Genomic DNA, 22,117 nt, shown 5'->3' with positions numbered 1-22,117 from the left:
TTACTCCTCGTGTTTAATATGAACTAGATCGATTTTTATTAATGATGTTAGGGCATTTAAGTTAATTGCCCCGTTGTTTGTTTTGAGTATGTCTGTAAATGATGGATTGTTAATAGCATCAATGGTTTTGAGTAAATTTGCTTCATCATGAGATAAGTGTTTGGTAATGACATGACCATTGAGGTTGCGAAAAACACCATAAATAAATTGTCCTGAGTCAATTGGGCAATAATCGTGATAGTCCTTAAGCTCAAAGGGCATGCAAATATATTGAAGCGTGGGATTGATGCTTATTTTGCTATTTTTTTTAGTGACAGTAATTTGGCTTTGATTATGCAGAATGAGAGGATTGCTTTCGGTTGAAAACAGTAACCACTCATACTCAAGCAATGACAGTAGTATTTTGGGCAGATCGCGGTGTAATTGCGCAAAGCGTAAAAACTCAGTGGCAATATGATGGAATTGTGGCTCGGTTGCATGGTGATGCATTAGAAAATCGTCAACAAGCAAGCTAAGTTGCTCACAACAAATAATTTTATGAAATAAAGGAAAAGAAACTGCGATGACAGAGTTGATATTCCCTAAAATAAAGCTGCGGTAAAGAGTGTGGCTGCTACTTGTTATGTTATTTTGCTTGTCTCGGATCTTAGCACATAGCTTATCAATAGCCATTACAAAATTTGATGGTGCAGGTTTAAGTGGGTGCTGAATATAGTTAGGCATAGTGATGAACCTCTTGTTTTATCTTTAACAGCTCATCACAGAGTTGGTTTAATGGAGGTACATTATTATCACGCTCTAGTAGTATTGGCTTATTTCCATGGAGTTTAATTGTTTCTTGTGTGAGGGCTAATACTTCTGACGTAACTTCTGTACCATGTGTGTCAAGTAGAAAATCACCATGCTCTTGTAAATGACCAGCAAGGTGATAATAACTGATCGCTTTGCTTGGCATGTGTTTGATAAAATCAAGCGCATTGTAGTTATGATTAACGCTATTGACATAAACATTGTTGATATCAAGTAGTAGTTGGCAGCCACTTAATTTAATGAGCTCTTGAATAAATTCATGCTCAGGCATTTGATCAGGATAGCTGTGATAGTATGAAACATTCTCAAGCACTAAAGGACGCTTAATAATTGTTTGAACTTGATCAATCCTGTTGGCTAAGTAGCTTAACGCTTCTTTGTAACGAGGGATTGGCAAGAGCTCATAAAGATAGCCCGTATTATCCTGTGAGAAACTCAAGTGTTCGCTATATACAGTAATATTATATTGATCTAAAAACGATTTAATTTCTTTAAGAAATGACGTATTAAGCTTTACTGCACTACCAATGGATAAACTAAGACCATGTGCTACAAGAGGATATTTATCGGCAATTTTTTCTAACAAATGATGATATGATCCACCCATGTTAATCCAGTTCTCAGGGGCGAGCTCAAGAAAGTCAATCAGCTCATGCACAGGTTCATCAGCAAGCGTTTGTAGATGCTCATGGCGTAGACCAATGCCGTAATCGCTCTGTGCTATTGACCGCATCGTCCACCTACTGATCTAGTCTGTGCTTTCACTACTTCATCATCAGGGTTTAATCCATAGCCGGTGACTCCACATTTGCCATCACGTGCATAGACGAGCTTTTCTTGTGGGTTTTGTGTGATTTCAGCCTCTGCATATCGCTTTACAGTGCCGCATTTGCCTGCTGCGCATTTACCACCTGTATCGGCGGTAACAGCGCTTGTCTGAGTCGTTGTTGAAGTGCTTGCATTTACGGTATTACTTATGGATAAGCCAAGCAATGATGTTATTGCGATAGATAAAGTAATTGTGTTGTTCATGTTGTTTTTCCTTATAAATAGTTTCTTATGGTGAGTATCTTTTTTGTATAGATTAACGCATGGTTCTAGTTTTTGAGTAGCGGTATAGAGCTTAGATCGCGTGCGATAACGGTTGGACCTGTATAGTATTTTTTAACGATCTCAATCGATTCATTTTTGTAGAGCAAACCTTTACCCATAAAATGATTAAGTACCAGCATTTTAGGGTTAACTTTGTTAGCAATTTGCCCGACAACAGATGGTTTGGCATGGACAAAACTTGAAATTTTATCTGCATTTTCATCTATTGCTAAAGGCATAACAAGAACATCGGCACCTTTGGCAAAATCGATAAACGCATCGTTACTACCATTTTGATCAGCTGAGATGACAATGTTGCCATAGTTTGATTCAACGCGATAAGCAAGTGCAGGAACATTGCCATGTGGGATGCCTAATGCCCATATGGTATATTCTGCATTAGAAAACACCTTGATTTTTTGAGGACTTTGATAGTCGACATTTATGATTGGTGAGAGCGTTAAAACACCATCTTTGTTATTTGGTGTCAGTAGGTTAGAAAGATAAGCATAAGCACCATCTTTGGCATTAAATAAATTATTCAGATAATGCGTTAGACTTGGAAAGCGGGCATTTCCTTTGGGTCCTGCGATTGCAATTGGGCGTTCACGTTTAAAAAACTCAGCGCCTTTTAAAATTGCTGGAAGATCAGCAACATGATCAGTGTGAAAATGCGTAATGCCAATAAAGTCTAGATCTTCGAGTTTGGCGCCAGATTGACCAAAACGTAAATAAGTTCCGCCACCTGCATCAATTAATATCCGAGCTTTGCCATTGATCCAGATAATTTCCCCAGATGAGGCGCGTTTGTCATCACTTATCGGACCGCCTGAGCCCAAAAGCTGCAGGCTTAATGGATTGTTAGTGCATGTTGCTGTAGAGTTTGTGCCGTAGCTCAAAGAACAAAAAGATAAGCTAAAGAGTACAGATAATCCAATTGATTTAGTGATGAGGCGATGTGCTTTTATCGAGTTTTGATTGTTTGACTGGCGAAATTTTTTAGAAAAGAACCAAGGTTTATAGCGCATATGAAAGTCTCCAACTTATATTGATTGGTTTTTACACTCATCATAAAGTTGTAGTGTGATGAGTGTGTGCCTTTGTTACAGAATGAAATCATATATCGGCTTTTCAATTACCAAAATTAATCTTTTGTGATTGAATGAATAAAAATAATTAATGTATTTGACAGTAAGTGAAGATCATTGCTAATGATTCAGCATTGGGGAAAAATGGAAAAAGAGAAAGGAAACTTTATAGTGCCGCCCATATCTGCCGCTGCTTACATGGCTCTTGAACCCTCAAGAACCAAGTGGGTGCGTTTGCTGTTCGTTGGGCTTCTCAGTCAGGCTGAGCATGCACGCTAAAACAAGTATCTACGCTCCCGATATAAATACATCGGCTCAAGAATGTAAGGACTGGCTAACAGCACAGGCAACACTAAACTTACACTTGAAATCATAGAAGCATATGTTACTAAGTGCAAGTGATTTGTTGTAAAAAAAATGATACGATAGAGGCATCTTGATTATAATGATATAAACACTTATGCAAATAACGGAAAAACAAGTTTTACCTGATTATCAGGAGGTTACTGCTGCACTTCGTAAAATCAATGCTTTATCTGAGGCTTCTGAAGCGCATGCTTTGTTGTGTGCGCTTTTCACAGGGGGGGCTGAAGTGCGTATTGAAGCATGGATGGATTCGCTGATGGCTGAGCCAATTGAGGCAGGTGATGTTGTCGCACAAGGTGCATTAAAAGTATTAGCCGAAATGTATCAGGTAACAAAAGCCCAGTTTTTGGCGCAGGATATGCATTTTGATTTGTTGCTGCCTGATGATGACGAGAAATTCTATATGCGCATTGACGCGCTAGCAATGTGGAGTCAAGGCTTTTTATCAGGATTGGGCTTGATGGAGATCGATTACACCAAAGGCTCTGTTGAGGTTCAAGAGGCAATTGCTGATTTAATCGATATGTCGCGCTTGCAATATGATGATGAAGTCACAGGGCAAGAAGATGAAGAAAGAGCTTATATGGAACTGGTTGAATATACGAAGGTCGCGGTACTTCTTATCCATAGCGAGTTTGGGCTTAAACGCTTGTATTCATAAATATATCTTGAGGAAAAACACTCGTGTTAAATAATAAGAAAGTAATTATATTATTAATGGACTCTTTTGGTATTGGTGAAGCTAAAGATGCTAAACTGTTTGGTGATCAAGGTGCCGATACCTTGGGGCATATTGTTGATTATCGTGCGCAGTATAAAAGATCGCTAGATTTACCAAATCTTGCCAAACGTGGTTTACAAAAAGCCGCAGAGTTAAGTCGTGCACGTAAGCTTACGGTTGACTTATCTGAAGAAGAGCCTGTTGTTGAAGCCAAATATGGTTATTGTGTTGAAAATAGCAAAGGCAAAGATACACCAAGTGGTCACTGGGAAATTGCAGGCGTGCCCGTGATGTTTGATTGGCATTATTTTACACAAAGTCGCCATGAGGGTGATGAAGATGCATCGGTATTTCCTAAAGCATTTATTGATGAATGGTTAAAGCGCAGTGAGTTAATTCAAGGTGTGATTGATGCAGGTCATGCATCAGGTACTGAAGTGCTTAAAACACATGGCGTTGAGCATTGTTTGACGGAAAAGCCAATTATTTACACCTCAGCGGATAGTGTGTTTCAGGTTGCAGCGCATGAGGAGTATTTTGGTTTAGAGCGTTTGCTTAAGATATGCAAGATTGCACGTGAGCTTCTGGATGAAATGGGATTGGTAGTAGGACGCGTGATCGCACGTCCCTTTATTGGCGAATCAGCAAATGAGTATGCGCGCACTGGAAATCGCAAAGACTATTCGGTGTTGCCGCCTGAGGCTACCTTGCTTGATAAATTAAAAGAAGCCGGTGGTGAAGTGATTTCAATTGGTAAAATTGCCGATATTTATGCTAACCAAGGAATCACACGAAGCATTAAAGCCACGGGGCTGACAGAGTTGTTCGATGTGACACTGTCAACTTATCAAAGCGCTAAACCTAATTCGCTTATTTTTACTAATTTTGTCGATTTTGATTCAAGTTTTGGTCATCGCCGTGATATTGAGGGCTATGCCAAGGCATTGGAGTATTTTGACTCACGCCTGCCCGAGCTTGATCAACTACTAGATGATGACACGATAGTTATTATTGCAGCGGATCATGGTTGTGATCCAAGCTGGCAGGGAACAGATCACACGCGTGAGCATATTCCTTTTCTGGTGTGGGGCAAAAAGATCGCGACTGAATGCATTGGCGAGCGCATGAGTTTTGCTGATATTGGTCAGAGCATTGCCGATTATATGGGATTAGCACCCTTAAGCTTTGGGCAGTCGATTTTTAAATCAACGGATATGGCACATGTCGATTGATCACAACCAGTTAGCAGATATTGTTTCTCTTATCGATCTGACATCACTGAATAAGTCAGATACTCAGGCGAGTATGGATCAATTATTACAAAAGAGCATTAATCATCTAGGTACAGTCGCTGCAGTTTGCGTTTATCCTGAGTTTATTTCATATATTAAATCTAAAGTGAATCCAGATATTGCGATTGCAACGGTGGTTAATTTCCCTGAAGGTAAGGCATCTCTTGATTCTGTCGTCATGGAAGTTAAAAATGCGATTAAACTTGGTGCTGATGAAATTGATCTAGTCATTCCCTATACGGAGTATCTTGAAAATGGTTCATCGCTAGATGCAATAAATATGGTCAAAGCAGCAAAAGAGCTATGCCATGATCGTAGGTTAAAGGTGATTATAGAGTCTGGTGAATTATCACCTGAGCTTATCCAGATCATCAGTCGCGATATGATTAATGCCCAAGCAGACTTTATTAAAACCTCAACAGGTAAAACAGCCATTGGTGCAACGCTAGAAGCGGCTAAGATTATTCTGCAGGAAATTGCCTTATCAGATCGTGCAGTTGGCTTTAAGGCATCAGGTGGTATTAGAAGTTATACTGAAGCGCTTGAGTACATTCAATTAGCGCGTTCTCTATGTGGTGACCATTATATCAATAAACAGCATTTTCGCTTTGGTGTTAGCGGTTTATTAGATAAATTATTAAACCTTGAGCCAAGCACAGGCATTTATTAGAGATGAAAGAAAATAGACAGAGTAATCAAAAAAAACAAAGTAATGAAAGAGCACAGTTTATTGCTATTGAAGGCTTAGAAGGGGCGGGTAAAAGTACTGCTATTGAGTTTATTCGTGACATATTGTCACAAAAGAAAATTGAGTCTGTTTTTACGCGTGAACCAGGTGGTACTTTTCTAGCTGAAAAAATACGTAAACTTCTGATTACGCCGTATGTAGAAGAAGCACTGTGTCCTGAAGCTGAATTGCTTCTTATGTACGCAACACGTATGCAGCATGTTGAAAGGTTGATAAAACCGGCACTTAATAGTGGTAAATGGGTGGTGAGTGATCGCTTTAACTGGTCAAGTTTGGCTTATCAAGGAGGTGGTAGAGAGCTTGGATTTGATAAGGTAAAACAGTTAAATGATTTGTTGCTATCATCCTTTCGCCCAGATTTAACGATTTACTTGGATATTGAGCCTGAACTTGGACTTCAGCGTGCTAAATCAAGAAATGCACTCGACCGTATTGAACAGGAAAAAATAGAGTTTTTCAATCGTGCGCGCGAGATATTTTTAAAGCTTGTTAAAGAGAATCCGCAAACAAGTGTTGTGATTAATGCTAATAATACCATTGAACAAGTTCAAGCACAGTTAACCAGAGTGTTTTCAAAATTCATTAAGTAGTTTCGAGCAATTAATGGCTATGCTTTACTGCTAGCAGCAGTCACTTGATGTAATGCACCTTCAGGAATATCCAAAGTGGTTGTTGGGAAAGCAATTTGCGCGCCATTTTGTTCAATAATTTCTCCGATTTTTAGCATAACGTCATCTTGTGCAGCTTGAAACTTGACCCAATTAGTGGTTTTGGTAAAGGTGTAAACCATAAAATTAATTGAATATGAACCAAAGACGCCTTCAGTATTTGAGCCCATATTAGTATTGCCATTGACGATACACACCAATGTTATGCACTTTTGGTCGATTGCGGGGTGCTTTTTTAGCATATCACGAGCATCTTGCAAGATTTGGTGTACCTTGGTGAAGTCCTGATAACGCACACCAATATATTGCAAAATCCGGCGATTTGTCATGCGTGACGCATTGACAACAGCCGTGGTTAGAAAAGTTGCATTGGGTACGTAAATAGGGCGCTTATCAAAGCCACGAATAATCGTAAGGCGAAAGCTTATTTTCTCAACAGTTCCTTCTATCCCGCCGCCAACAGTGTAAATCCAATCACCTACGGCAAAAGGTCGATCAAGATAAAGAACGGTGCCACCAAAGAGATTCTTGATAAGTTCTTGTTGCGTAATCGCAAAAAAGCCCGTTACCACAGTAGCCATGCCGGCTAAGGCGACAATCGGGATATCAAGCGCGCCGAGAATGCTGAAAAACAGTAGAATGATAATAATTGCTTGAGAAGCCTTATAAACCGTTTCAATCATGCTAAAGTCATTGTAGCCACCATCAGTACGTGTGTTTTTTTCAATAAACAATTTACGCATGCCGCGGGCAAAGCGCATTAAAATCCAGGCAACGCAAAGGACAACTAAAACCTTGACTGCCATGTTGGCAATATTTAGCATGGCTTGAACTTGTTTGCCTTGCCAGTCAATCAGTTGCGTTAAAATAATCCATAATCCTATGATCCATGTGATATAACGTACTGGGCGATTAACCGCTTGATAAAATATGCGTAAATATGGTGATTTTTTGGCAAGACTCTTATCAAAGACCGCAAGCACAATGCGAATAACTACATTGATTAGCAAAATAGCGACAATCACAATTGCAGCATGAACATATTCAGCATAATTTTTACTAAGATCTAAATATTGTGTAATAGGATCCATAAGTTGTTAATAATATTTTGCAATGATCATTATTCTAGGGAAAATCATAAGAAGTTCAAGGTAGCGAGTGCTTTAATAATAGATGTTAAAAAGCCTGCTGAAAGTGCTGCCAGCGGTTATTGAAGCTCTTGTCATCGCAATAACTATCATTATTAAAAATATCGAATATTTCATTCATAACAGTAAAATCATTGCATAACAAAGCGATATCTCCTCCAGCATCAAAGAACCTCTGACAATTCTCTAGTGGATGCTTAGCAGTCTGTGTTGCTGCAGCCATGCCAAAGTCATCGCTAAAGATGATACCCTTGAAGCCAGTCTTTTGGCGAAGATAAGTCGTAAGCCAAAACTTCGATTGTGAAGCAATCTCAGTGTCTATTTGTGGATAAGATAGATGAGCAACCATAATGCTATCGGCTTTATTTTCATTAATAAACGTGATAAATGGCAGTAAATCGGTTTGTTCAATGTCACTTAAAATTCGATGATCAATAACGCTTTCAGTATGAGAGTCAGCAGCTAAACTGCCATGTCCTGGGAAGTGTTTTAAAACGCTCGGTAAGCTATATTGATGCATAGTGTCAATATACTCTCTGGCATAATGTATGACTTCATCTGCATTCTCAGCAAAAGCGCGTGTATTAATCACGCGACTGTCTTTTGAATATAAGTCAACCACGGGGGTGAAGCTAAAGTCAATACCATGATGTTTCAACTCATTGGCAAGTGTGGCAACATGTTGTTTAAGTTGTGTTTTATCATTTGCTTGTGCAATTTCATAGAGTGAGGGTAGTGGTGTGAACTGATCGCTTTTAAAGCGCTGAACGCGTCCACCTTCTTGATCAACACAAATAACAAGATCATGGCGACATGATTTAATGGCTGCGGTTAATTGCTTTAGCTGCTTAGAATTTATGAAATTGCGACTAAATAAAATCACGCCAATCACATGTTTGTTTTGTAAACGGTTGATGTCGTGAGTGCTTAATTCAGTCGACTCAACACCAATAATAAAACGAGCCGTGATTGAGTTACTATGCATTTTGTTGCTCAGCAGATTGCTGTTGTGTAACGTCATTTTGTTGCAATGTCGTCGGTGCTACAGTATTAGCTGTGTCAGTATTTACGGCTGCTGACGCGCCTGTAGTATTAGATGTCATTACACTATTAGTAGTTGTGTTAGATGTTGCTGCGTTTGGTGTTGCAGTAGCATTACTTGTTTGATCGTTCATCGAAGATGAGATTGCTTGTCTTTCTTGTTCAGTCGATTGAGAGACAACTGGCGCACTTAAAGTAACGACACTTTGCTTTAGCGCATTGGCTTTTTGCTGCTGATAAAGTGTGTAAACCGTATGACCTAGTAGAGCAATCAAAACCAAAATGACTAAGCGATTAAGATAATCAAAGGGTTTCATTTTGCCTTTGCGTGAGCGTTTATAATCCAAATAATCAATTCTATTTAACATGCTCACAATTTTGCGCTCAGGCATCCCAAGGCACTCGCCATATTTACGATAATAGTTTTTAAGCGATTGTGTCGGTAACTCTAGTGAGAATAGATCATCTGTATCTTCTAGCATTTGAATGGTTTGTGCGGTGAAGCTCATTTTGCTTGCGACACCATCGACGGTTAATTGTTGTTGTTCACGTAAATGCTTAAGTTGCTGCTGGAAACTATTCATTGGTAATTAATGCTAGATTTATTGCGACTGCGCTAAAGTATATACGCACAGCAATGCATTTTACAGTATTTATTGCACCGCTTTGTATCTGAGGCAGCGTTGCTTGAGGGACTTTCTATTTAATTTGTGATTCAACTTATTTGTTCATTTGTAATAAAAACAGTACACTGGCGACTTGAAAAATTTGATCAATTGAAAACAAAAATAAAAAGGGTAAAAAATGATTCCAACACCTCATATTGAAGCAAAAAACAAAGATGACTTTGCTAAGACGGTCATTATGCCAGGAGACCCATTGCGTGCTAAGCTGATTGCTGAGACGTATCTTAAGGATATTAAGCAAGTCAATAGTGTGCGTAATATGCTGGGCTTTACTGGGGCTTATAAAGGTAAGAAATTAACGATTATGGCGCATGGCATGGGCATTCCAAGTGCAGGGATATATACGGCAGAATTGTTTAATAACTATGATGTTGATCAGATTATTCGCATTGGTTCGTGTGGCTCTTATGTGCCTGAGATTAAGGTATATGATGTGCTATTAGTTACCGAAAGCTATTGTGAGTCTGATTATATCGAGATTGTGACTGGTGAGAAAACAAGAGTGGCAAAGCCAGATGCTAATTTAACAGCACATATTGCAAAAACAGCAGAGAGTTTGAGCTTACCTGTGACAAAAGCAAAAGTGCACTGTACCGATGTATTTTATCGCAAAAACTTTGATGATTATATTAAGCTTCATAGTGAGCATGGCTGTAAAGCAGTGGAAATGGAAACTGTCGCAATTTTTGCTAATGCCAAAGCCTATGGTAAAAAAGCAGCTTGTCTTTTAACGGTTTCTGACTCATTGGTTACAAAAGAGGTTACGACGAGTGAAGAGCGTCAAAATTCATTTACTAAAATGATTGAAATTGCTTTGGCAAGTGCCTAATTTCAGTTATTTACACATAATTTTCTTTCTCGCATTTTTTAAAAAACCAACTATTCTTACTCGTGCAGGTTCGCATATATGAAAACAAGGAGAATAGTGATGAAATGTTGTAAACAGTCAGGTTCCATTGTTGGCTGTCTAGTCATCGGAATTATATTAGTTATCTTAAGCATCGTGCTGATCATTGGTGCGTTTAGTTGGTTTCCTCCGGCGCATAGTCTTTACGATTTAAGTGAATCCGTTATAACTGGCATGCTGGGTTGTGCAAGCTTAATTATTGGTGCAATCTTCATTGTTGTCGGGATTGTGCTTAATAAAGTTGAGAAAAATAACCAGTAATTTTTATTCATTGTTTATTATTCAAGCTAAGGCTGGGTGTTCACTCACAAGTACTCACCGTACCCTGAGCGTAAGTCGAAGGGTAAGTTTGAGAAATCACATTTCATAAAGGTTTCGACTCACGCTCAGCCAACATTTGGACAATCAAAGTGGGATGGAATATGGTTATAGCCATTATTCATTATGCCGACATAGCTCAGTTGGTAGAGCAATTGATTCGTAACCAATAGGTCAGCAGTTCGATTCTGCTTGTCGGCACCATTTTTATTTTTTCTGCAAAAACTTCTTGAGCATTTTACTGTTAATGATTATGTTATAACGTATTAATACATTGTGAGGTGTAAATGGTATTTTTATGGTGAATATTAAACAAGCACAGCAATCTGATATTGATGCGCTTTTTCATGCGTTATCATTGCTAGAAAGTAGCGAGGAGGTTGCGAAACTTTTCGAGGATTTATGCACGCCTGCGGAGATTTCAGCGATGGCAGATCGTTGGCGCGCGGTTCAGGAGATCAAAAATGATAAATCTTATCGCCAGATTTATGCTGAAACCGGTGTAAGTGTGACCACAGTGGCAAGAATTGCGCGTTGTATCACACATGGCGCTGGTGGGTATAATTTGATGTATGACAAAGTAGAGAGTGCAAAAGAGAAAAGTAAGTAAAAGAGGTAGACCATATGCGTGTCAGTGTTGGCTGAGCGTCAGTCGAAGCCTTATGTGTGTTCATGTTGGCTGAGCGTTAGTCGAAGCCTTTATATATGGGTTGTTTCTGTTCCTACCCACTTCGGCATATGCTCAGGGTGCGTGAGCACTTTTTTAGGTAGAAACTGGTCATTATGACTATTGAAAAAGAGAAAAATTAAAATAAAAGGTAAATTAAATGAGTAGTGGGCAAAATAAACGATTACGCATTGCGGTACAGAAAAAAGGGCGACTAAACACAGAGTCAATGGCGCTGTTTGAGAAAATCGGCATTAAAGTGCAGTTATCAAAAAGTGGTCTTTATTGTCATGCAATTGATGTGCCGGTTGATTTTTTATTTGTGCGTGATGACGATATCCCTACTTTAGTTAATGATGGCTTTTGCGATGTTGGTATTATTGGGCAGAATGTGTTGGATGAGTTTTGTTTGACATTGAATGAGAAAAAGCAAAGCAATAATATCACCATAGACAAGGCGCTTGGCTTTGGGGCTTGTCGTTTATCAATTGCTATTGCCAATAGCAAAGCATATAAGGATATCAATAGCTTAAAAGCAATGAAAGTTGCGACCTCATATCCTGAGCTATTAATGGAATTTTCACGTCAAAATAATTTGGATTTATCGATTTTAAATATTTCAGGCTCGGTGGAGATTGCACCTAATCTTGGTATGGCTGATGCGATATGTGATTTGGTGTCAACAGGACGCACATTGGAGGAGAATAATCTCAAAGAAGTCGTTGAAATCATGCAATCACAGGCATTATTAATTCGTAATAGCCATACACTTGCGCCAGAGCTTGAAGCATTTTATCAGCGTTTGATTGATCGCATGAATGGGGTGATGCAAGCCAAAGAAAGTAAATATGTGATGTTTCATGCGCCTAAGTCATCACTTAATACGATCAATGATATTTTGCCAGGTCACGAAGGGCAGACGATTATCCCTATCGCAGGGGTTCATGATAAGGTTGCTGTGCATATTGTGACGACGGAAGGTGTATTTTGGAATACGTTGGAGCGTTTAAAGCAGGCAGGCGCCAGTGCGATTTTAGTGTTGCCAATAGAAAAAATGTTAGCGTGAGAATGTGAGAATGAAAGATGATTAGAACCTATCAAATCAATATCGATGATAAACCCGCTTGGCAATCTCTTCTTAAGCGTGCGCCACAAGTTAATAGTAATGACTTAAATCAACAAGTTGAAGCGATTATTAATGAAGTAAAACGCAAGAAAGACCAAGCGCTATTTGACTACACTGCGCGCTTTGATCGCTGTGTGCTTGATGATTTATCTGTAGCAAAAGCTGAAATAAAAGAAGCGTATGCGCTAGTTAGCAATAAAGACATTGAGTTAATCAAAAATATTATTGCCAGAGTGAAAAACTACCATGAAATCAATAAACCTAAAAATACGCTAGTTGATAGCAAGGATGGTGTTTGTTGTCATAAAGTTTTTAGCGCGATTGAGAGCGTTGGCTTATATGTGCCTGGCGGAAGTGCGCCATTGATCTCAACCCTTATTATGCTGGCAATTCCAGCAAAAGCAGCAGGATGTAAGCAAGTAAATGTTTGCACACCGGTTAATGCACAAGGCAAAATTCACCCATTATTATTAGTCGCCGCTGATTTATGTGGTGTTGATGTAATTTATAAAATAGGTGGTGCTCAAGCGATTGCAGCGATGGCGTATGGCACGGAATCAGTCACTAAAGTCAATAAGATCTATGGTCCAGGTAATAGTTGGGTAACCAAAGCTAAAATGCTTGTTGCTGATGATATTGACGGAGCTGCAATTGATATGCCAGCGGGTCCCTCTGAAGTCTTGGTGATTGCTGAGAAGCAAGCAAATGCTCAATTTGTCGCAGCAGATTTACTGGCACAAGCGGAGCATGGTGCTGATTCTCAAGCAATACTTATAACAACCAGTAATGTATTAGCCAATGAGGTGATAGCTGCCATCAACCAACAGTTAAGTACATTAACGCGTCACGACATCATCAAAGAAGCATTAGTGCATAGTCGTGTTTTAGTGGTTAAGACCTTAGAAGATGCTTTTGTACTTGCTAATGACTACGCGCCTGAGCATTTGATTTTGCAGGTGGGAGATCCTGAAAAGTATATTGATCAAATCCATAATGCCGGTGCGGTATTTGTCGGGCAATGGGCGGCTGAAGCATTAGGTGATTATGTCACCGGGTCAAATCACGTGTTGCCAACATATGGTTATGCTAAGTCATTTAGCGGTTTATCAACGATTGATTTTATGAAAGCAATGAGTGTGCAATATGTCGATGAAAAAGGATTATTAGCTATTGGTGACTTAGCAGCACAATTAGCTGATATTGAGGGCTTAACAGCACATAAACTAGCAGTTGATCTGCGTCTTAAAGCGCTTGAAAATACAGCGGAGGCGACATGTTTGAGAAGTTGATTCGTCAAGATTTAGCTGAGTTTAGTGCCTATTCTTCCGCCCGATCGTTAAATCTTAAAGGTGATATATGGCTTAATGCCAATGAATTACCCTATGATTTATCTGAAGAAGGTTTTAATCGCTATCCTGAACCGCAACCACAAGAGTTGGTGAATGCTTTAGCGACACTTTATCAAGTGGATCAAGACGAAATATTGGTAACACGTGGCAGTGATGAGGGCATTGACTTATTGGTTCGATTATTTTGCACCTATCAACAAGATGCCATTATGGCGTTTAAACCAACCTTTGGTATGTATCAGGTCAGCGCACGTTTACAAGGGGTGGAGTATGTTGAATATGCACTTGATCCCACGAATGAATTCGCACTTGATATTGATGATTTATTAAAAGAGATAAATAAAAAGCCAAATATTAAGCTTGTGTTTATCTGTTCACCGAACAATCCGACTGGAAACTTAATCTCGCGAGAAGATATCGAAAGCTTATGTCTTGCATTAGCCGACAAAAGCATGATTGTTGTTGATGAGGCCTATATTGAATTTAGTGGCGAGCAAAGTGCAGCAAGCTTAATTAAGCAATATGATAATTTAGTCATTCTTAGAACCTTATCCAAAGCGTATGGTTTGGCGGCAGAACGTGTTGGCTCCGTTATCACTAATGCTCGTTTGGTGAGTTTGATCAAAAAGGTGATTGCACCTTACCCCATAGCACTGTCGGTAGCGCAAAATGCAGTAGCTGCATTGCAACCTGCGCGTTTAGCATTAGTCAAAAACAAAATACATGAAGCGATTAGTCAGCGGACGCTTTTATTTCAATACCTGCAAGCATCAAGATTGGTTAATAAAGTATATCCCTCACAAGCTAACTTTTTATTAGTGCAGTTTAAAGTGGATATATTCAACCAATTATGTCAGGCAGGCATTATCGTCAGATCAATGGCAAAGGTATTTAATGATGAAACGATGTTGCGTATTAGCATAGGGACTGTTGAAGAAGTAAATAAGCTTATTAAGGCATTAGAAAATATAAACACAGGAACTATCGGTGCTAACAATGAAACAGCATAAATATTTATTTATAGATCGCGATGGAACAATCATTATCGAGCCAGAAGATAAACAAATTGATCATATTGATAAGCTTGATTTTCTACCGGGTGTGTTTGATGCGCTCATTACCTTGCAACAGGCGGGATTTAAGCTGGTTATGGTTAGTAATCAAGATGGTTTAGGTACGTCTTCTTTTTCAGAGAGTGATTTTAACGCACCACATGAGTTGATGTTGAGAGTCCTTAAATCGCAAGGGATTATTTTTGAAGATATTCTAATTTGTCCGCATTTTGATAACGATCATTGCGATTGTCGCAAGCCAAAAGTGGGGTTACTCATGTCCTATTTGCGTGATCAGCGTATCAATCGCGATCACAGTTATGTCATAGGGGACAGGTTAACGGATCTTCAACTGGCTGATAATCTAGGGATTAAAGGCATTCAAATTACAAATGAGAAATATCCTGATTGGTTAACGATTAAAAATCATATTCTTTACACGCCAAGAGTGGCAACGATTACGCGTAAAACACAAGAAACCGACATCACCGTGTCAGTCAACTTGGATCAAGCAGGCAAAATAAATATCCATAGTGGTATTGATTTTCTAGATCATATGCTTGAGCAAGTGGCAAAACATTCAGGCATTAGCATGGATATTCAAGCGCAAGGGGATTTGCATATTGATGATCATCATACGGTTGAGGATATTGCCATTACTTTGGGACAAGCATTATCTCAAGCTTTGGCTGATAAATTAGGCATACAGCGCTACGGTTTCTTGCTACCCATGGATGAAGCAAGTGCTGAGATCGCTTTAGATTTAAGTGGGAGATTTTGTTGTTTATTTGAGGCTGATTTTAAGCGTGATAAAGTTGGTGATCTATCGGTTGAGCTCGTTAGTCATTTCTTTTACTCACTGGCAGAGAGCTTAAAGGCAACCTTGCATATTAAACTTAAAGGGCACAATACGCATCATATGATTGAAGCGGCATTTAAAGCCTTGGGTAAAGTCTTAAAGCAAGCGGTGGCAAAGACCTCGTTAGATATGCCAAGTACCAAGGGGGTGTTATGATTGCAATTATTGATTGTTGTGGCAGTAACTTTGCCTCAATCCAATATGCGTTAGAGCGCTTGGGACAAAGTGTCGTATTAACGCATGATCATGAGGTTATTCAAGCAGCGGATTATGTGATTTTGCCAGGTGTGGGTCATGCCAAAACAGCGATGGCGGCATTAAAGTCACATCAATTAGATCAGCTGATTCCAAGACTTACACAACCTGTATTAGGTATTTGTTTAGGAATGCAGTTGATGCATGAGTTCTCAGAAGAGGGCATGGTTGAGTGTTTGAAAATCATCCCCGGTAGCGTTAAAAGGTTTCAATCAAGTGATGCCTTGATTCCACATATGGGCTGGAATCGGTTATTGATTGATGATATAGCACATAATACCAATGCCTTGTTTTCTGGTATTAATCCTGATGATTATGTCTATTATGTGCACAGCTTTTATGCTGAACCTACAGCGTTTACCATAGCGTATAACGATTATATTAATCACTTTAGTGCGGTGGTTAATAAAGATAATTTTTATGGTATGCAGTTTCATCCAGAGAAATCAGGTAAAGTGGGTGAGCAACTGTTGAAAAATTTTATTACGAAAATTGGTTAAGACTAAATATTTACCCACAAGTGATCACTGTACCCTGAGCGTAAGTCGAAGCGGTGCATTGAGCATTAGTCGAAGTGGGTATAACACTTCATAGAGGCTTCGACTGACGCTCAGCCAAAGCTTACACAATTAAAGTGGGTAGGAATATGGTCATAGCCCGAAAATCTAAAGGTTAAAAAGTTGAAAAACTAAAAAGTTTTGGATATTAGTTATTAGTAGTCTAGAATGATACTAGGTATTACCTAGTGTTATAAGGAGCATATTATGTCAACATCACTAAAAATTTCAGATGATTTAAAAGGACGGATTCAGCAGCTTGCACGATTACAAGACAGAACGCCACATTGGATTATGATGCGGGCAATTAATGAGTATGTTTTAAAAGAAGAAAAGAAAGAACAATTTAAGCAGGAAGCATTGGCTTCATGGCAGTCTTTTCAAGAAACAGGCTTACATATTACTGGAGATGAGGCCATTCGCTGGTTGCAAACTTGGGGAACTGATAGTGAGGAGCCTGCACCTAAATGTCACAAATAAAAATTACAGAAGGTGCTTTACAAGGGATTCAGCGTTGCCAATCTTTTCTTGAGTCCAGAAATACTCTGGCAAGTCAACGCGCAGCACATGAAATCGCCAAGTATATTCAATTACTTAAAGAGACGCCAGAAATTGGTAGACCATTATCTGATTATCTTCGGGAGTTGATTATTCCATTTGGTGATTCTGGCTATGCGGTTTTATACAGATATGAAGCGATGACTGATATTTGTCATGTTTTGTCATTTAAACATCAGAAAGAAGCAGGTTATTAAAAGAGGAAATAAATGAATATTATCCCAGCAATAGACTTAATCAATGGTCAGTGTGTGCGCTTACAAAAAGGTGATTTTAATGCCGTTACCCAATATACGGTTACACCTGAAAAAATGGCAGTGAATTATCAACAAAGTGGTGCTAACTATTTGCATGTTGTTGATTTGGATGGTGCAAAACAAGGTAGGCTTAATCAGCTTGATGTGATTAAACGTATTCGCAATAGTACGACGTCAATCATGCAGGTTGGTGGTGGCATTAAGGATGAAGAAACGATCGATGATTTATTATCAATCGGTGTTGATCGTGTGGTGCTAGGCAGCATTGCTGTAAAAGATTATGACCAAACGCTGCGCTTTATTAAGCGCTTTGGTGCGGATAAAATTATATTAGCACTTGATGTTAATATCGTTAATGGCACACCGATGGTTGCAACACATGGCTGGGTTAATACCAGTGATCAAAGTCTATATGATGTCATTGACTATTATCTAGCATATGATTTAGCGCACGTGCTATGTACTGACATTAGCAAAGATGGCATGTTACAAGGCACTAACACACAACTTTATCAAGAATTGGTAGCTAAATATCCAAGCATTTCCTTTCAAGCATCTGGTGGTATTGGTGCCTTGGCTGATTTGCACAATCTCAAAAAAACCAAGGTGCAGAATGTGATTGTGGGACGCGCGCTTTATGAAAATAAATTTAGCTTAAATGAGGCATTAGCATGCTGACAAAACGCATTATTCCATGCTTGGATGTATTAAATGATCAAGTGGTAAAGGGTGTAAAATTTCAGAATCATCGCATTGTCGGTGATATTGTTACGTTAGCCACGTACTATAGTGAGCAAGGTGCCGATGAGTTGGTGTTTTATGATATCTCCGCAAGTACGCGTAAACAAGCTGTCTCCCCGCAGTGGGTAACCGATATTGCCAAAGCGATTAATATCCCATTTTGTGTGGCGGGAGGTATTCGTAGTGTTGATCAAGCGCGCATTATTTTGAATGCTGGAGCGGATAAGATATCGATTAACTCGCCTGCACTAGAGCGTCCAGAGCTTATTGATGAATTAGTCGATGCTTTTGGTCAGCAATGTGTTGTCGTTGGTGTTGATAGCAATGATATCGATGGTGAATATGTTGTCTGTCAATATACCGGTGATGTTGAAAAAACGCTAAAAACCACACGTAGAACAAAAGATTGGGTAAAGGAAGTCGCTAAACGAGGTGCCGGTGAGATTGTCGTGAACTGCATGCAACAAGATGGGGTTAAAAATGGCTATGATATTGCGCATTTGGCGGTAATTTCACACATGGTTAATATCCCTGTAATCGCATCAGGGGGTGCCGGAGAAATGATGCATTTCAATGATGTATTTCAAAAAACACGGGTATCAGGTGCACTTGCTGCGAGTGTTTTTCACAGTGGTAGTATTGATATTCATGAGCTTAAAGCCTATCTCAAAACACATGATCAAACCATTAGAATGTCGAATTAAGGATAAATGTGGATAAACTTATTTTAAACAAAATTGACTGGCAGAAAATGAATCACTTGGTGCCTGTTGTTGTGCAATGTCGCACCTCTGGCAAGGTGCTGATGTTAGGATTCATGAATGAAGAGGCCTTATCACAGACGATGATTACTGGCTTTGTAACTTTTTACAGTCGCAGTAAACAAAGGCTGTGGCAAAAAGGTGAAACAAGTGGCAATGTTTTGAAGCTCATTGATATCGCTATAGATTGTGATGGAGATAGCCTTGTTGCGCTAGTTGATGCTGTGGGGCCGACATGTCACAAGGGTACCGAGAGCTGCTTTGATAAAACCTATGATCATCCATATGGCGTATTGACTCGATTGGAAAACACCATCAAACAACGCAAAAAAGATAAACCGCAAAATAGTTATGTCACGAGCCTTTTTTCTAGTGGTGTGTCGCGAATTGCGCAAAAGGTTGGTGAAGAAGGTGTTGAAACCGTAATTGCCGCAATGAAGAATGATATAGACGAGCTTAAAAATGAAAGTGCTGATTTGATCTTTCATTTGCTCGTATTGCTAAGAGAAAAAGAGTTATCTCTGCAGGATGTGATTAATGTTTTACAATTAAGAGAAAATAAGCATTGATTTAAGGTTTATGAGATGAAGTTAATGGATTACAAGCGTATTGATAGCTTTAAAAAACTTAAGATATATCGAATTTTATTGCCATTTAGATTTAATAGTAAGCTACTCAAAGCTATTTTTGCTCTATGGATGTTAGGTATATTAGGACTCATACTGAGTATTTTTATAAATAACGTATGGATGAAAGTGATTTTATTAATGGGTTTTATGGCTTTAACTGTAATATATATACTCTATCTGGATAGAGCTATTATTCGCTACTACAATTTAAATGGTGCTATGCTATTACTCTATAAAAGAGAAAAGCTATACTGGCGTAGCACAAAATATTTTATGTTTTATGAGAAGTGCCCTGATTTACTAGATAACCCAGAATATTTAGTCGAACTTGCTAATAGAATTACAAAGGAAGCAGAGTATAAAAGGCTTCAAATACTGCAACATCCAGTTCTTTCAGTTGTGGCTGCTATATTTTTTGTGGCCTTAGGAGCCTTTTTTGATAAATTACCTCGTAATATGATGTTACAAGCTCTGATTGTTCTAACGATATTTTTGTACTTTTTGTGGCTATGGGTAGGTTCATTTAGAACTGAAGAAGCAAAACTCAACGATTTCAAACTTATATTACTTTGGGGTGAACAAAATGCTGAAGAGCTAAAAGAACTTTTCGGAAAAATGGAGAAGATAAACAAGAAAAGCAAGAAAAACTAAAAAAACAAAACCATTAAGTTTGAGTTAAGTTTAAACGCCTACACTACCAAACAGCTGGTCGAAGATGTTTTTCCTCTCCTCAACTGTTTTCATATTTCGATCAGCAATATTGACACCATTTCTAAACCATTCCCTGATTATTCGTTTGCCCATATGTTTTGTATTTTTGCGTTTATGATGATGATTCCCTATGGCAAAGTGCTTTTGCCCAAAGATAGCTAAAGACCCCGATATAAACGCCACCCAACACATCACTTAGATAATGCTCTGAGCTTAAAATTCGGCTAATGGTGATAATAAGTGCGATGATGATGCATAGCACCGTAAATTTCTTATTTTGTACTAAATAAGCTAACCCGAGTAATCCTGCAAATCCAAGCGTGGCATGCCCCGATGGGAAACTATTAAATAAGCGCTTGTGTGATAACCAGTGAAAGCCATATAAACCCTCTTGTAAGAATAGCTCAGGGCGATAGCGTGCCAGCGTCACTTTTAGCACTGTTGCCGCAGCAATAGAGATAAACAAACTCATGGTCCATACCAATAAACGTGGATTGAGTTTGCCACGTGTTTTTTGCCATATACAGATAATCACAAGAATGATGAAAAGAACAAACCAGTTATTAGGATCAAAAATAAAAGAGAGAATATTTGAGAGCTTAATTAAAATATTATGTTGCAGTTGTTCACTAATTGATGTCACGAGTAAACGATCAAAATAGATATAGCTTATTGCGCATATGACAAACGTGATAATGCCATAGATTAGGGTGGTTTTAATCAATTTTTTGAAGTTATTGGTCATGTTGAATTAATTCCTTATGAAGCTATTTAACCCCAAGTTCAATCAAGCGTTCATCCAAGAAGATATCAGCCGTTTTATATTTTTCAGATAAATAAACATCGGCTTTGGCATGCATAAAACAAGGTGTTGACATGCGATCAACGCCTTGTGCCTCACCTTCAGGTTTAACCACGCGATGCTTGGTAGCAATGTATTCAAAGTTGGTCATCTCTTGCAGCATATCACCAATGTTGATGATGATAGATTGCGGTTTACAAGGCACTTCATACCATTTATCTTCTTTATGTGAGTACACTTCTAAGCCAGGTGAAGAGGCAACGGGTAAAAGGGTGATTAAATTGATATCCTCATGCGCTGCAGCACGGATGGCGCCTGGTTCCTCATCACCCTTGATCGCAGGGTAATGCAATACGCGAAACAACGTGCGATCAAATGACAAAGCCTCGACTAATGGCATATGCAGTTTCTTGGAAGTCTCTGGATCCATATGATCATCGATCCATTGCAGTAATGTTTTACCCAATTTAAAAAGTTTATCAAAAAGCTCACGTGCTTTGTTAGAGACTTCTTTAGGATAGCGACCATTTGGAAAGTATAAATGGAAATAGTGTTTGATATCACGAGCGGTCTCTCCCTTGGCTGTTTCTGAGATATCCATCGGAAAGTAGCCATCCTGGGTTCTCTTATCGTAATAGTAATTATGTGCGGCTTTTGAGTTAATAAACTCACGCCACTCACTATAAACATCTTCGATAAGTTGCCAGTCGATAGGGTGTATTTCCAATACCCCAAAGCCTGTTTGTTTCAACGAGTCGGTAAAGCGCTTTGGCGCATTATCTGCGTAGTAATCAACACTTAAAATTTCCATTAAAAATACCTGCTTTATTGATTTAATATGACGTTGGCATGCTAGATTGCAATGCGAAGTCTGTCAAGGAGAGAAGCCGTTATACTTGGCAGGTGTC

General features: G+C 38.9%; 27 protein-coding genes, 1 tRNA gene and 1 other RNA gene. 19 read left to right on the top strand and 10 right to left on the bottom strand.

Annotated elements, in window-relative coordinates:
• The 5 genes from NYP54_RS03120 to ssrS form a co-directional block, all read right to left on the bottom strand.
• Positions 1–723 (bottom strand): putative DNA-binding domain-containing protein, encoded by a 723-nt coding sequence (locus NYP54_RS03120; RefSeq protein ID WP_283157125.1) that lies wholly within the window; start codon positions 721–723, stop codon positions 1–3.
• Positions 716–1,543 carry a DUF692 domain-containing protein gene (locus NYP54_RS03115; RefSeq protein ID WP_117002030.1) on the bottom strand — a complete coding sequence of 276 codons (828 nt, stop codon included), beginning with the start codon at positions 1,541–1,543 and terminating at the stop codon, positions 716–718. The genes NYP54_RS03120 and NYP54_RS03115 overlap by 8 nt, the downstream gene beginning before the upstream one ends.
• A complete protein-coding gene (locus NYP54_RS03110; RefSeq protein ID WP_117002029.1) occupies positions 1,531–1,842 on the bottom strand; it encodes a hypothetical protein in 312 nt (103 codons plus the stop codon). The genes NYP54_RS03115 and NYP54_RS03110 overlap by 13 nt, the downstream gene beginning before the upstream one ends.
• A 65-nt stretch (positions 1,843–1,907) precedes the next feature.
• Positions 1,908–2,930, bottom strand: coding sequence for an MBL fold metallo-hydrolase (locus NYP54_RS03105; RefSeq protein WP_283157124.1), 1,023 nt, complete (start codon positions 2,928–2,930; stop codon positions 1,908–1,910).
• Between the two features lie 231 nt (positions 2,931–3,161).
• Positions 3,162–3,342, bottom strand: a non-coding RNA gene (gene ssrS / locus NYP54_RS03100) — 6S RNA.
• Positions 3,343–3,450: 108 nt separating this feature from the next.
• On the opposite strand from ssrS, the gene NYP54_RS03095 reads away from it, so the two are divergent.
• The 4 genes from NYP54_RS03095 to tmk are packed head-to-tail and all read left to right on the top strand — an operon-like array spanning position 3,451 to position 6,707.
• Positions 3,451–4,017, top strand: a complete 567-nt coding sequence (locus NYP54_RS03095; protein ID WP_283157123.1) for a UPF0149 family protein — start codon at positions 3,451–3,453, stop codon at positions 4,015–4,017.
• Positions 4,018–4,040: 23 nt separating this feature from the next.
• Positions 4,041–5,309, top strand: a complete 1,269-nt coding sequence (locus NYP54_RS03090; RefSeq protein ID WP_283157122.1) for a phosphopentomutase — start codon at positions 4,041–4,043, stop codon at positions 5,307–5,309.
• Complete coding sequence (deoC, locus tag NYP54_RS03085) at positions 5,299–6,039, top strand: deoxyribose-phosphate aldolase (protein ID WP_283157121.1); 741 nt, start codon at positions 5,299–5,301, stop codon at positions 6,037–6,039. The genes NYP54_RS03090 and deoC overlap by 11 nt, the downstream gene beginning before the upstream one ends.
• 2 nt (positions 6,040–6,041) lie before the next feature.
• On the top strand, positions 6,042–6,707 hold the full coding sequence (tmk, locus tag NYP54_RS03080; protein ID WP_283157120.1) for a dTMP kinase: 666 nt from the start codon (positions 6,042–6,044) through the stop codon (positions 6,705–6,707).
• Between the two features lie 17 nt (positions 6,708–6,724).
• Here the strand turns inward: tmk and NYP54_RS03075 are convergent, their stop codons facing one another.
• The 3 genes from NYP54_RS03075 to NYP54_RS03065 form a co-directional block, all read right to left on the bottom strand.
• Positions 6,725–7,876, bottom strand: coding sequence for a mechanosensitive ion channel family protein (locus tag NYP54_RS03075; RefSeq protein ID WP_151193209.1), 1,152 nt, complete (start codon positions 7,874–7,876; stop codon positions 6,725–6,727).
• Positions 7,877–7,961: 85 nt separating this feature from the next.
• Positions 7,962–8,918 carry a beta-N-acetylhexosaminidase gene (nagZ, locus tag NYP54_RS03070; protein ID WP_283157119.1) on the bottom strand — a complete coding sequence of 319 codons (957 nt, stop codon included), beginning with the start codon at positions 8,916–8,918 and terminating at the stop codon, positions 7,962–7,964.
• A complete protein-coding gene (locus NYP54_RS03065) occupies positions 8,911–9,558 on the bottom strand; it encodes a hypothetical protein (protein ID WP_283157118.1) in 648 nt (215 codons plus the stop codon). Before NYP54_RS03065 ends, nagZ begins: the two co-directional genes overlap by 8 nt.
• 220 nt (positions 9,559–9,778) lie before the next feature.
• On the opposite strand from NYP54_RS03065, the gene deoD reads away from it, so the two are divergent.
• The 15 genes from deoD (at position 9,779) to NYP54_RS02990 (ending at position 20,347) form a co-directional block, all read left to right on the top strand.
• Complete coding sequence (gene deoD, locus NYP54_RS03060; protein ID WP_283157117.1) at positions 9,779–10,489, top strand: purine-nucleoside phosphorylase; 711 nt, start codon at positions 9,779–9,781, stop codon at positions 10,487–10,489.
• Positions 10,490–10,588: 99 nt separating this feature from the next.
• The gene (locus NYP54_RS03055) at positions 10,589–10,828 is read left to right on the top strand and encodes a hypothetical protein (protein ID WP_117002019.1); all 240 of its coding nucleotides are present in this window, start codon (positions 10,589–10,591) and stop codon (positions 10,826–10,828) included.
• A gap of 185 nt (positions 10,829–11,013) precedes the next feature.
• Positions 11,014–11,089, top strand: a tRNA-Thr gene (locus NYP54_RS03050).
• 94 nt (positions 11,090–11,183) lie between these two features.
• The gene (locus NYP54_RS03045; RefSeq protein ID WP_283157116.1) at positions 11,184–11,495 is read left to right on the top strand and encodes a YerC/YecD family TrpR-related protein; all 312 of its coding nucleotides are present in this window, start codon (positions 11,184–11,186) and stop codon (positions 11,493–11,495) included.
• A 217-nt stretch (positions 11,496–11,712) separates the two neighbouring features.
• Entirely contained in the window at positions 11,713–12,618 is a 906-nt protein-coding gene (gene hisG, locus NYP54_RS03040) for an ATP phosphoribosyltransferase (protein ID WP_283157115.1), read from the top strand.
• 17 nt (positions 12,619–12,635) lie between these two features.
• Positions 12,636–13,967, top strand: a complete 1,332-nt coding sequence (gene hisD, locus NYP54_RS03035) for a histidinol dehydrogenase (RefSeq protein ID WP_283157114.1) — start codon at positions 12,636–12,638, stop codon at positions 13,965–13,967.
• Entirely contained in the window at positions 13,952–15,037 is a 1,086-nt protein-coding gene (hisC, locus tag NYP54_RS03030; protein ID WP_283157113.1) for a histidinol-phosphate transaminase, read from the top strand. Before hisD ends, hisC begins: the two co-directional genes overlap by 16 nt.
• Positions 15,024–16,094: a bifunctional histidinol-phosphatase/imidazoleglycerol-phosphate dehydratase HisB gene (gene hisB / locus NYP54_RS03025; RefSeq protein WP_283157112.1), complete on the top strand. Its 1,071-nt coding sequence runs from the start codon at positions 15,024–15,026 to the stop codon at positions 16,092–16,094. Before hisC ends, hisB begins: the two co-directional genes overlap by 14 nt.
• The gene (gene hisH, locus NYP54_RS03020) at positions 16,091–16,693 is read left to right on the top strand and encodes an imidazole glycerol phosphate synthase subunit HisH (RefSeq protein ID WP_283157111.1); all 603 of its coding nucleotides are present in this window, start codon (positions 16,091–16,093) and stop codon (positions 16,691–16,693) included. Before hisB ends, hisH begins: the two co-directional genes overlap by 4 nt.
• A 264-nt stretch (positions 16,694–16,957) precedes the next feature.
• Positions 16,958–17,230 (top strand): CopG family ribbon-helix-helix protein, encoded by a 273-nt coding sequence (locus tag NYP54_RS03015; protein ID WP_151193220.1) that lies wholly within the window; start codon positions 16,958–16,960, stop codon positions 17,228–17,230.
• Positions 17,218–17,505, top strand: a complete 288-nt coding sequence (locus NYP54_RS03010) for a type II toxin-antitoxin system RelE/ParE family toxin (protein ID WP_283157110.1) — start codon at positions 17,218–17,220, stop codon at positions 17,503–17,505. Before NYP54_RS03015 ends, NYP54_RS03010 begins: the two co-directional genes overlap by 13 nt.
• A 12-nt stretch (positions 17,506–17,517) precedes the next feature.
• Positions 17,518–18,243, top strand: coding sequence for a 1-(5-phosphoribosyl)-5-[(5-phosphoribosylamino)methylideneamino]imidazole-4-carboxamide isomerase (gene hisA, locus NYP54_RS03005; protein WP_283157109.1), 726 nt, complete (start codon positions 17,518–17,520; stop codon positions 18,241–18,243).
• Entirely contained in the window at positions 18,237–19,010 is a 774-nt protein-coding gene (hisF, locus tag NYP54_RS03000; RefSeq protein WP_283157108.1) for an imidazole glycerol phosphate synthase subunit HisF, read from the top strand. Before hisA ends, hisF begins: the two co-directional genes overlap by 7 nt.
• A gap of 8 nt (positions 19,011–19,018) precedes the next feature.
• Positions 19,019–19,636: a bifunctional phosphoribosyl-AMP cyclohydrolase/phosphoribosyl-ATP diphosphatase HisIE gene (gene hisIE / locus NYP54_RS02995; protein ID WP_283157107.1), complete on the top strand. Its 618-nt coding sequence runs from the start codon at positions 19,019–19,021 to the stop codon at positions 19,634–19,636.
• A 15-nt stretch (positions 19,637–19,651) separates the two neighbouring features.
• Positions 19,652–20,347, top strand: coding sequence for a hypothetical protein (locus tag NYP54_RS02990; RefSeq protein ID WP_283157106.1), 696 nt, complete (start codon positions 19,652–19,654; stop codon positions 20,345–20,347).
• Between the two features lie 172 nt (positions 20,348–20,519).
• Here NYP54_RS02990 and NYP54_RS02985 read toward each other — a convergent pair whose 3' ends face one another.
• Positions 20,520–21,152, bottom strand: coding sequence for a phosphatase PAP2 family protein (locus NYP54_RS02985; RefSeq protein ID WP_283157105.1), 633 nt, complete (start codon positions 21,150–21,152; stop codon positions 20,520–20,522).
• Between the two features lie 22 nt (positions 21,153–21,174).
• On the bottom strand, positions 21,175–22,020 hold the full coding sequence (locus tag NYP54_RS02980) for a 2OG-Fe(II) oxygenase family protein (RefSeq protein WP_283157104.1): 846 nt from the start codon (positions 22,018–22,020) through the stop codon (positions 21,175–21,177).
• Positions 22,021–22,117: the final 97 nt, after the last annotated feature.

The organism is Cysteiniphilum sp. QT6929 (assembly GCF_030035755.1).
GTDB lineage: Bacteria > Pseudomonadota > Gammaproteobacteria > Francisellales > Francisellaceae > Caedibacter > Caedibacter litoralis.
This window is presented reverse-complemented; position numbering and strand designations above follow the sequence as displayed.